The organism is Streptomyces milbemycinicus, from assembly GCF_002154605.1.
Taxonomy (GTDB): domain Bacteria; phylum Actinomycetota; class Actinomycetes; order Streptomycetales; family Streptomycetaceae; genus Streptomyces; species Streptomyces milbemycinicus.
The window spans coordinates 1-9,074 of the sequence record NZ_MUNE01000507.1; the positions used below are offsets into that span (position 1 = coordinate 1).

The following is a 9,074-nucleotide window of genomic DNA, read 5'->3' on the forward strand; positions in this document are numbered from 1 at the left end:
CCGCTGGAGGCGGTCGGCCGGGAGTGCGTACGGCTGCTGCTGGCCCGGATGGCCAAACAGGACGCGGCACCGGAGCGCGTCCTGCTGGAACCGTCCCTCGTCGTCCGCGACAGCGCCACGGCACCGGGTTCCGACGCCCCGACCCCCTGACGCCACGACCCCCTGACACACCGCTGCCCCTGACACACCGCCCCCCTGACACACCGACGCCCCGACGCGCCGGTCCCCTGATACGCCGGCGCCCCGACGCGCCGCGCCCCCGACATCACCTCTCCTCCACCCCCCTCGAGCCGCACGTACCACCCCGAATCCACGGAGGAATCATGGTCCCCCGCACGGCCGCCGCCGCCCTCCTCACCTGCGCGGCGCTTCTGACCGCCACCGGATGCTCGTCGAGTTTCGGCGGCGACAAGGAGAAGAAGCAGGACACCAGCGCCAAACAGCACCTGAAGGTGCTCATAGCCACCTCGGGCGACGCCGAGACCAAGGCGGTCAAGGAGGCGGCGGCCGCGTACGAGAAGAAGTCCGGCAACAAGGTGACCGTCGAGGCCGCCAAGGACATGAACCAGCAGCTTGCGCAGTCCTTCGCCGGGCACAAGCCGCCGGACGTCTTCTATGTCAACTCCGACATGTTCGCCAACTACGCCAAGGGCGGCTCCCTCTACGCGTACGGCGACAAGATCAAGGACGCGGACGACTTCGCCGAGCAGCTGCGCTCCTCCTTCACCTACGACGACAAGCTGGTGTGCCTGCCCAAGGACACCTCCACCCTCGCCCTCGCCATCAACACCGACCTGTGGAAGAAGGCCGGGCTGACCGAGAAGGACTACCCGACCTCCTGGGAGCAGCTGCGCAAGGTCGCGGGCAAGCTGACCGGGGACGGGGTCACCGGCCTGGTCACCAGCGATGAGTACCAGCGGCTCGGCGTCTTCCTGAAGCAGGCGGGCGGGTGGATCACCGACGCCGGGCAGACGAAGATGACCGCCGACAGCGCCAAGAACGCCGAAGGGCTCGGCTTTGTGAAGTCCCTGCTGAAGTCCGGCTCGATGAAGTACGCCAAGCAGGTCGACACCAGCTGGGGCGGTGAGGCCTTCGGCAAGGGCAAGGCCGCCATGACCATCGAGGGCAACTGGCTGACCGGCGCCATGAAGCTCGACTACCCGGACGTCAAGTACAAGGTGGTCCAGCTGCCCGCGGGCCCGGCCGGGAAGGGCACGCTCGCCTTCAGCAACTGCTGGGGCGTGGCCGCCGAGAGCGCCCACCAGTCGGCGGCCGTGGACCTGGTGAAGTACCTGAGCTCCGGTGATCAGCAGCTGAAGTTCGCCGAGGGCTTCGGTGTGATGCCCTCGCGCACCAGCGCCCTCGCCGAGTATGCGAAGCAGGAGCCGGACGCCAAGGCCTGGGTCGACGCCAACGCCTACGCGCAGGGCCCGGTGACCATCGCCGGATTCGACAAGGTGCTCAGCCAGTTCAACACCGAACTGCAGTCGCTGCCCACCACCGACCCGAAGAAGATCCTCGCCGACCTCCAGCGCAACGGCGAACAGGCCCTCGCGAAGGGCAACTGAGCCGCCATGCCCTTCCGCACCACCCCTCGTACGGCGCGCCGCACCCCTCGCGGCGCGTCGTCCGGCCCCCGCCCGGCCCCCGAGGCCATCGGCGAGGGTCCCCGTACGGCCGGCTCGCCGGGCGCACCTGACGCGCCCGGCGGGTCCGGCCCCAAGGCGGCGCCCCGCACCCCAAACACCCCGTCCGCGGGGCGCCGCCGCGGAGAAGGCGCCTGGGGATGGCTGTTCGTCAGCCCCATGGTGCTGATCCTCGGCCTGTTCCTGGTGCTGCCGATCCTGATGGCCCTGTGGGTGAGCCTGCTGGACTGGAACGGGCAGTCCAACCCCTTCGACGGCCAGGCCAAGTTCGTCGGCCTGGACAACTACCGGGCGCTGCTCACCGAGGACGGCCTCGACCGCACCCTCTTCGCGACCTCGCTGCGCAACAACGCCTACTACGTGCTGCTGACCGTGCCGCTGCAGACCGGGCTCGCGCTGGTGCTGGCGCTGATCGTCAACCAGCGGCTGCTGCGCGCGCGGGGCGCGCTGCGCACCACGTTCTTCTTCCCGTCGGTCACCAGCTCCATCGCGGTCTCCACCGTCTTCCTCTTCCTCTTCCAGGGCAGCGGGGCGGTCAACACGCTGCTGTCCTGGATCGGGGTGAAGGGCCCGAACTGGTTCTCCGACTCGCGCGGGGTGCTCTCGCTCCTGCTCGGCGGCCTTGGGATCGTCGACCCCGACCACCCCACGGGCGCGCTGGCCGACCACTCCTTCATGGGGCTGTCCTGGTACGAGTGGCTGTCCGGGCCGTCCGTCGCGATGTGCACGATCATCCTGCTCGCCGTGTGGACGACCTCAGGCACCTTCATGCTGATCTTCCTCGCGGCCCTCCAGGACATCCCGCGCGAACTGGAGGAGGCGGCCGGTCTGGAAGGCGTGAACCGCCGCCAGATGCTGCGGTACGTCACGCTGCCCGCGCTGCGGCCGGTACTCTTCCTCGTCCTCACCCTGGGGACGATCTCCACCTGGCAGGTCTTCGACCAGGTGTATGTGATGGGCCAGGGCGCCCCGGGCAACACCACGCTGACGCCGGCCTTCCTGTCGTACTCGGCCGCCTTCGACGGCGCCGACTTCGGGCAGGGCGCGGCCATCGCCTTCATCCTGCTCGCCCTGATCCTGTGCATCACCGCCCTGCAGCGCTGGGCGCTGCGGGAGCGCGGCCCCCGCCCCGGGAGGAACCGATGAACGCCAAGGCCGGCGCCAAGGCCGCCGCCAAGGCCGCCGCCGCCCGGGCGCAGGGGGGTCCGGTGCTCGGCCGGTTCCCGCGGCCGCTGCGGGTGCTGGGATATGCGCTGGTGGTGGGGCTCGGGCTGCTGTATCTGCTGCCGTTCGTGCTCCAGCTGGTGACCGGGTTCAAGACGGACCCGGACGCGGCGGCGCACCCCCTCGGGCTGCTGCCCACCACCCCGACGACCGCCGCCTACCAGCGGCTGTTCGGGCTGAGCCAGGCCGGGGACGGGGTACCGTTCCTGCGCTGGCTGGGCAACTCCGCGTTTGTCTCGGTCCTGGTCACGGCAGGGCGGGTGCTGTTCGACTCGATGGCGGGGTACGCGCTGGCGCGGCTGCGCTTCCGGGGCCGCACGGTGCTGTTCGGCTTCGTCCTCGCGGTGATGGCGGTGCCCGGGGTGGCGCTGCTGATCCCGAAGTTCCTGGTGCTGAACACCTTCGGGCTGTTCGACACCTACACCGGCATGATCCTTCCGCTGATGGTGGACGCGGCCGGGATCTTCATCATGAAGCAGTTCTTCGAGTCGGTCCCCCGGGAAGTCGAGGAGGCCGCGCGGGTGGACGGCGCCGGGGTGATCCGGACCTTCTGGTCGGTGGTGCTGCCGATGGCCCGGCCCGCGCTGATCACCCTGACGATCCTGTCCTTCCAGGGCTCGTGGAACGAGTTCACGCACTTCCTGGTGGCCACCCAGTCCGGCCAGTACGAGACGCTGACGACCGGGCTCGCGCGGTTCATCTCGGGCGGCCTCGGCGGCGGTACGCAGTACCCGCTCAAGCTGGCGGCGGCCCTGCTGGCGACGGTGCCGGTGGCGGCGCTGTTCTTCTGCTTCCAGCGCTACTTCGTCCAGGGGGCGAACTCGGGGGCTGTCAAGGAGTAGTGGCCTGCCGCTGCCCGCATCCTGCCCGACCGATCCTGCCCGATCCGACGCACACCGCGCGGTGTGCGTCGGCCTGCCTAAAGTCCCCGTCGTCACCACGGTTTCTCACGACGGGAGCACCATGCGCATCGGCATTCTGGGCACGGGCGGAATGGCCACCACACTGGGCGGCGCGTGGGTCCGCGCCGGGCACGACGTCCTCGTCGGCGGGCGCGACCACGCGGCAGCCAAGGCCACGGCGGAGCGCATCGGCGCCGCCGGGCACGGCACGCTCGCCGACGCGGCGGCGTACGGCGAGGTCGTCCTGGCGGCGGTCCCGGCGGAGGTGGCGCCCGAACTGGTCAAGGGGTTCGCGGACGTCCTCGACGGCCGTACGGTGATCGACTGCACGAACCCCATCGTGCCGACCGACGACGGCCTGACGCTGTCCACCGGCGGTACGACTTCCATCGCCCGGCGGATGGCGGACGCTGCCCCGAACGCCCATGTGGTCAAGGCGTTCAACCTCTGCCACGACAGCATTTGGACCCTGCCGCGCCCGGCGTTCGAGGGCGCCCCGCTGGCCGTCCCGTTCTGCGGCGACGACCCGGGCGCCCTCGACCGGACCGCCGCGCTCATCACCTCGATGGGCTGCACGCCCATCCCTTGCGGCGGGCTCGCCCGCGCGGTGTACGTGGAGGCGACGGCGGCTCTCGCGATCGGGGCGTGGCTGGCGGGGGCGGAGCCGCGGTTCGCGTTTCCGGTGCCCATGGCGGCGTAGGCCCAAGGCCCTGACCGGCGGAGCGGAGCCCAGGCGCGGCTCATGGGCGGCTGTTGCCCGCCTGGAACGTGCGCCGGTAGGCGACCGGCGAGACGCCCAGCATCAAACGCATGTGTTGGCGCAGCGAGTTGGCCGTGCCGAACCCGGCGCGATGGGCCACCAGGTCGACCGGGAGGTCGCTGGTCTCCAGGAACTGACGAGCCAGTTCGATGCGCTGGGCCGTGAGCCAGCGGCCCGGAGTCTCGCCGACCTCGTCGCGGAAGCGCCGGGTGAACGTGCGCAGGCTCATCCGGGCGTGGTCCGCGAGTTCACCGAGTGTCAACGGCTCCTGGAGCCTTTCCAGCGCCCAGGCACGCGTCGCGGCCGTGGTCGCAGCCGTGGGCTCGGGCACCGGCCGTTCGATGAACTGCGCCTGCCCGCCGTCCCGCCACGGCGGTACGACACAGCGGCGGGCCACCCGGTTGGCGACGGCGGCACCGTGGTCGCGGCGTACAAGGTGCAGACAGAGGTCGACGCCCGCGGCGACCCCGGCGGCGGTCAGAACGTCTCCGTCGTCCACGAAGAGCACGTCTTCGTCGACCTTGACGTGGGGGAAGGCGCGCTGGAAGTCCTGGGCCACCTGCCAGTGCGTGGTCGCGCGACGGCCGTCGAGCAGACCGGCGGCGGCGAGGACGTACGAGCCCGTGCAGATGGACACCATGCGGGTCCCGGGGCGGACCCGCGCCAGCGCGGCCGCGGTCCGCGGGGGCAGCGGATCGCCCTGCCCGAAGGGGCCGAGCCGGCTGGTGGGCGGGACGACCACGGTGTCCGCGGTCGCCAGCGCCTCCGGTCCGTGTTCGACCGCCACCGAGAATCCGGCGTCGCTGCTCACCGGTGAGCCGTCCGGGGTGCAGACGACCACCTCGTACAGGGACCGTCCCTCGGAGTCTTCCGCGCTGCCCAGGACCCGGGACGGAATGCTCAGTTCGAAGGGGTAGACGCCCTCCTGGGCGAGGACCGCCACGCGGTGCCTGCCCCGTTCGCCGCGCACGTCACCGCGGTTGCCTTCACCACCGACCGTCATGGCCAGATTCTGTCGCACCATGACCAAACTGCCAACACTGTGATCGATCGTTCCGGCGCACGCTGGTGGTCCCAGCTCACCAGAGAGATGAGGACAAGAACATGAGCGAGACGATGCGTGCCGTCAGTCCCCGTGCGTGGGGTGCCCCCGAGGTCCTGACCCTGGTCGAGGTGGACCGCCCCGAGCCGGGCCTGACCGAGATCCTGGTACGGGTCCGTGCCGCGGGCGTGAACCCGGTCGACTGGAAGGTCCGCGCCAACGGCCCCATCGGCCCCGTCGGCGACCCCCCGATCCTCGGGTACGACGTTTCCGGCACCGTCGAGGCCGTCGGCCCCGGCGTGACCCTCTTCGCGCCCGGCGACGAGGTCTTCGGCATGCCGCGCTTCCCGGAACAGGCGGGCGGTTACGCCGAGTTTGTCACCGCTCCGGCCCGGCGCTTCGTCCGCAAGCCGACGGACATCGACCACGTCCAGGCCGCCGCGCTGCCGCTGGCCGCACTCACCGCCTGGCAGTCCCTGGTCGACACGGCCGGGCTGCGGGCCGGTCAGCGGGTACTGATCCACGCGGCCGCGGGCGGCGTCGGCCACCTGGCCGTGCAGATCGCCAAGGCGCGGGGCGCGTATGTCATCGGGACGGCACGCACCGAGAAGCACGACTTCCTGCGGGGGCTCGGCGCCGACGAGGTCATCGACTACTCGCGCGTGGACTTCACCGAGGCGGTGCGGGACGTGGACGTCGTCCTGGACGCCTTCGGCGGTGACTACGGAACGAGGTCCCTCGGCGTGCTGCGCCGCGGCGGCCACCTGGTGACGCTGCCGTCCGGGGACGACCTTCCGCCCGCGGCCACGGCCGAGGCGGCCGGGGTGCGCTCCGGCTGGACGGTGGTCGAGCCGGACTCGGCGGGGCTGCTGGCGATCGCGCGGCTGGTGGAGGAGGGGAAGCTGCGGGCCGAGGTCGACACGGTGCTGCCGTTGGAGGAGGCGGCCAAGGCACATGCGTATGGGGAGCTGGGCCGGACCCGGGGCAAGATCGTCCTCACCGTTTGAGTTCTGTCCGGCGGGTCGCGTCCGTGCGGCCCGCCGGACAGAACCTGGCCCGACTTTTAGGGTGCGTCCTGGGGGAACGCGATGCTCTCCGGCCGCGCGTACCACTCGTACCCGCCGCCCTGGGGCCGCAGAAACGCGACGCGCGGCCACCCGGCGGCGGGTTCGCCGGGGCATCTGAGGACCACCTGACCTACTGCACGACGCTCCGGGGGATGAGCGTTCAGGCCGTTGACCTGGGGCATGGCCGGGAGGCGATGCGGCTGGCCGACGCGGCGGCCGCCGCTTCCCCGGCGGCCGGGCCGCGTATGCGTGCCTTTTTGGTCGGGCAGCAGGCGCATGCGGCGGCGCAGGTAGGCGATCGTGTCAAGGCATTGGCGTATCTCGGCCAAGCCGAGGTGGCCATGGAGAAGGCGGAGTCCCGGGAGAGGGTGTTCGGCTCCTATGACCCGTCGGCTTTGTACTACCACGCAAGCCATGTACGGCATGAGTTGGGCGATGTACCGGGCGCCGTGGCGGCCATGAAGGAATCCGACCGGCTGTGCTACGACATTTATCGCCGGTCACGGGTGAAGGAGCGTGCCACCCTGGCGGAATTCCAATTGGAAATGGGTCATCTGGAGGCCGCCTGCGCGACCTGGCACGACGCCCTCGACGAATATCCCCTGGTGCAGAGCGGGCGGATCGACGACCGCATGCGGCGGATGCTCAAGCTGGTCCGCCCGCACCTCAAGAACTCCGCCGCCCGCGCGCTCCACGAACGCGCGCGGATGATCGTCCCCGCGTCCGCGTAGGCTGTCGCCCGAACGCGTGAACGGGGAGCAAGGCAGTGCGAATAGAGCGACACCAGATAGGCGAGGCCGCGGTTTCGGCGGCTCTTGAGGACTTCGCCAACCGGATCGGTTCGATGGTCCACTCCATGTCGAGGGCCGGCCGGATCTCCACCTACGAGTGGGAGCTGATCGCGGAGGAATTCCTCGACTACCTGGGCGCTCTGTCCGTCGGGACGCCCGACCTCGACACCCCGGAGGCCAAGGCCGTCCTCGGCAACGCCACCGAGGCCGCCGCCGGTGCCGTGGCGTATGCCGCGTACTACCCGACCAACCACTTCCAGGTCTTCCTCGACTATGTGAACTTCGGGATGAGCTACGACCCCGGTTCCGAAGGCGACCCGGAGTCCATCTCCGCGCACCACTGGCTCGACGCCTTCTGCCTGGCGGTCCTCGCCGACAGGGCCTCATGGCACGGCGAGGCGTTCCACTTCGCCCGCAAGCCGTTCGAGCAGGACGGGGCCGGGCGGCCCGCGGTCGAGCTCATCAACGGCTTCATGGCGTACGTCATCGGGGACACGGGAGACGACGACGCCGACTACCCGCCGACAAAGGAACAGAAGCTCGCCGCGCTGGACGCCGCGCTGGCCCGGATACGGGCCCTCGACGCCGCGCCCGGCGAGGGCGGCCTGCTCGACCAGCCGCAGTCCGTCGGGCTGCACGCGCTGCGCGCCCTGACCACCGGCGACCGGGACTCCTTCCGCACCGCGCTGGCCAAGCTGCTGCTCCCGCACAGCGCCGTCCCCGGCCCCGGCGCCAGGCCCCGCACGCTGCTGCCGCTCCTTCCGCTGGCCCTGGCCGCGCTCGCCTACCGGCGCGAGGGCTGGCAGCCGCCCGTCGACACCGGGTATCTGCCGCGGGCGCTGGTGACCGGGTTCGAGACCGCGGGGCCGCGGGTCCAGGCGTACGGCCGCGTCCGGCGGCCTGACGCGGTCGCCGCGCTGGCCGCCGGGCCGGTGGTGGTCGAGCGGCCCGAAGCCCCTCAGGAGATGCACCCGGAGAGCGAGGTCCTGTTCGAGCAGTACACCAGGGAGGCCCTGACGTCGGAGGACGGAAAGCCGCTCTCCGCCTGGAACCTGTCGGATGCCGTGCGCTACCAGGACCTCCTGTTCAAGGCCCGCGCCTCGCTCACCGCCGACGTCACGGACCAGCAGCTGGAAAACCTGCGCCTCGCCGCGGAACTGGGCGCGGCGCTGTTCCGCGCCACGCTCGCCGAGCCCGGTACGGACGTCGAGGTGACGATCGGCGACAGCACGCTCAGCTACCCCGCCTACCACGGTGATCAGGCCGGGGCCGGCGCCTGGCACACCGCCATGAACTTCGCCCTGATCGGCGGGCGGCGCGAGGACATCGCCGCGCTCGTCCTCAGCGGCTCCGCCCGTCTGGAGGGCGACGGCTCCGCCTTCGCCTCGTACCGCCGGGCGCTCCACGACTATTTCCGGGGCGTGGATCCCGAACCGGCCACCGACCGTGCGCTGGAGGACTGCGAGAAGGCCAGGACCTGGGGCTTCTTCCCGCCGCCCGGTGTTCTCTTCTCCCAGCTCGTCGAGGGCGACGAGGAGAGCTTCAACCTTGCCCTCATCGACGCCCTCGAAGCCCACCGCGACCACTACCGGGTCGCCGACCGCGCGGACGACTCCGACGCCGCCATCGACCTCGACATCCT

At 71.1% G+C, this 9,074-nt stretch carries 8 protein-coding genes and 1 pseudogene; 8 read left to right on the forward strand and 1 reads right to left on the reverse strand.

Annotated features, from left to right (window positions below; translation table 11 throughout):
• Window positions 1-3: 3 nt before the first annotated feature.
• The 5 genes and pseudogenes from CCN51_RS35815 to CCN51_RS60245 all read left to right on the forward strand — a co-directional run.
• Window positions 4-150 carry a substrate-binding domain-containing protein gene (locus CCN51_RS35815; protein WP_281262473.1) on the forward strand — a complete coding sequence of 49 codons (147 nt, stop codon included), beginning with the start codon at window positions 4-6 and terminating at the stop codon, window positions 148-150.
• Between the two features lie 173 nt (window positions 151-323).
• Window positions 324-1,568, forward strand: a complete 1,245-nt coding sequence (locus CCN51_RS35820) for a sugar ABC transporter substrate-binding protein (protein ID WP_014177013.1) — start codon at window positions 324-326, stop codon at window positions 1,566-1,568.
• Between the two features lie 237 nt (window positions 1,569-1,805).
• Window positions 1,806-2,792 (forward strand): carbohydrate ABC transporter permease, encoded by a 987-nt coding sequence (locus CCN51_RS35825; protein WP_014177012.1) that lies wholly within the window; start codon window positions 1,806-1,808, stop codon window positions 2,790-2,792.
• Window positions 2,789-3,712: a carbohydrate ABC transporter permease gene (locus tag CCN51_RS35830; protein ID WP_014177011.1), complete on the forward strand. Its 924-nt coding sequence runs from the start codon at window positions 2,789-2,791 to the stop codon at window positions 3,710-3,712. Before CCN51_RS35825 ends, CCN51_RS35830 begins: the two co-directional genes overlap by 4 nt.
• A gap of 121 nt (window positions 3,713-3,833) precedes the next feature.
• A pseudogene (locus tag CCN51_RS60245) lies at window positions 3,834-4,097 on the forward strand (NAD(P)-binding domain-containing protein); the annotation flags it as partial.
• Between the two features lie 415 nt (window positions 4,098-4,512).
• On the opposite strand, the gene CCN51_RS35840 reads toward CCN51_RS60245, so the two are convergent.
• A complete protein-coding gene (locus CCN51_RS35840; protein WP_055414208.1) occupies window positions 4,513-5,535 on the reverse strand; it encodes a GlxA family transcriptional regulator in 1,023 nt (340 codons plus the stop codon).
• A 101-nt stretch (window positions 5,536-5,636) separates the two neighbouring features.
• On the opposite strand from CCN51_RS35840, the gene CCN51_RS35845 reads away from it, so the two are divergent.
• From CCN51_RS35845 to CCN51_RS35855, 3 genes are all read left to right on the forward strand, one after another.
• Window positions 5,637-6,581, forward strand: a complete 945-nt coding sequence (locus CCN51_RS35845; protein ID WP_014177008.1) for an NADP-dependent oxidoreductase — start codon at window positions 5,637-5,639, stop codon at window positions 6,579-6,581.
• A gap of 23 nt (window positions 6,582-6,604) precedes the next feature.
• A complete protein-coding gene (locus CCN51_RS35850) occupies window positions 6,605-7,372 on the forward strand; it encodes an NsdA family TPR-like regulatory protein (protein ID WP_483883459.1) in 768 nt (255 codons plus the stop codon).
• 35 nt (window positions 7,373-7,407) lie between these two features.
• Window positions 7,408-9,074, forward strand: a 1,667-nt coding sequence (locus CCN51_RS35855; RefSeq protein ID WP_342749406.1) for an immunity 49 family protein, incomplete at its 3' end; no start/stop codon positions are given.

Coding starts and splice junctions, on each gene's coding strand:
- CCN51_RS35830 (WP_014177011.1), top strand. CDS start 2,789: ATGAACGCCAAGGCCGGCGCCAAGGCCGCCGCCAAGGCCGCCGCCGCC.
- CCN51_RS35845 (WP_014177008.1), top strand. CDS start 5,637: ATGAGCGAGACGATGCGTGCCGTCAGTCCCCGTGCGTGGGGTGCCCCC.
- CCN51_RS35825 (WP_014177012.1), top strand. CDS start 1,806: ATGGTGCTGATCCTCGGCCTGTTCCTGGTGCTGCCGATCCTGATGGCC.
- CCN51_RS35840 (WP_055414208.1), bottom strand. CDS start 5,535: ATGACGGTCGGTGGTGAAGGCAACCGCGGTGACGTGCGCGGCGAACGG.
- CCN51_RS35820 (WP_014177013.1), top strand. CDS start 324: ATGGTCCCCCGCACGGCCGCCGCCGCCCTCCTCACCTGCGCGGCGCTT.